Genomic DNA, 734 nt, shown 5'->3' with positions numbered 1-734 from the left:
AGCCAGAACTTGCTGGTCTCATTTGCCCCTACAGTGATACTTAAGATTTCCTTGTAGCCTTCTGCTGTCACGCCCAATACAACATAGGCTGCACGGCTTAGTATCCGTCCGTCTTCCCTGACTTTGTAGTGGATGCAGTCCATGAATACAAATGGGTATACTGGATTCAGCGGGCGGGACTGCCATTCTTTGACCTGCGGGAGTATCTTGTCTGTGATCTTACTGACCATTTCCGCTGACAGTTCAATCCCATACAGGTCATTTAACTGGTCGTGGATGTCCCGGGTGCTCATCCCGCGGGCATACAGGGAAATCACTTTTTCTTCAATTCCGGAGATGTCCCGCTGGTATTTCGGTATCAGCTTTGGCTCAAACTCCCCATTGCGGTCCCTGGGCACATCAATCTGAAATTCTCCATACTGGCTCTTTAAGTTTTTGGGGGAGTGCCCATTGCGTTTGTTGTCTGTCTGTAAGTTTCCCTTGTGGTTTTTCTCATAACCGAGGGCAGCGTCCAGCTCTGCCTCCATAAGTTCCTGGAGGATATCTTTGAAGCTGTCCCTGAGCAGGGCATAGACATCAGTGACGCTGTTTAAGTTGTTTTCTGAAATAATCTGTCGGATCTGCTCCTTTGCTACTGGCATAAAAACACTCCTTTTCGATAAAAATTTGCATATCCTAATTCTTACCAAAAAGGAGCCATTTATTTCCAAAAACACAAACTTATTTACACTACC

General features: G+C 46.2%; 1 protein-coding gene. It reads right to left on the bottom strand.

What is annotated here, in order from left to right; translation table 11 throughout:
* Positions 1 to 641 (bottom strand): IS256 family transposase (locus tag D7Y06_RS25405; RefSeq protein ID WP_120410227.1); only part of this gene is annotated, 641 nt, incomplete at its 3' end.
* Positions 642 to 734: the final 93 nt, after the last annotated feature.

This window comes from Roseburia sp. 1XD42-69 (assembly GCF_003612565.1).
GTDB lineage: Bacteria > Bacillota > Clostridia > Lachnospirales > Lachnospiraceae > Roseburia_B.
This window is presented reverse-complemented; position numbering and strand designations above follow the sequence as displayed.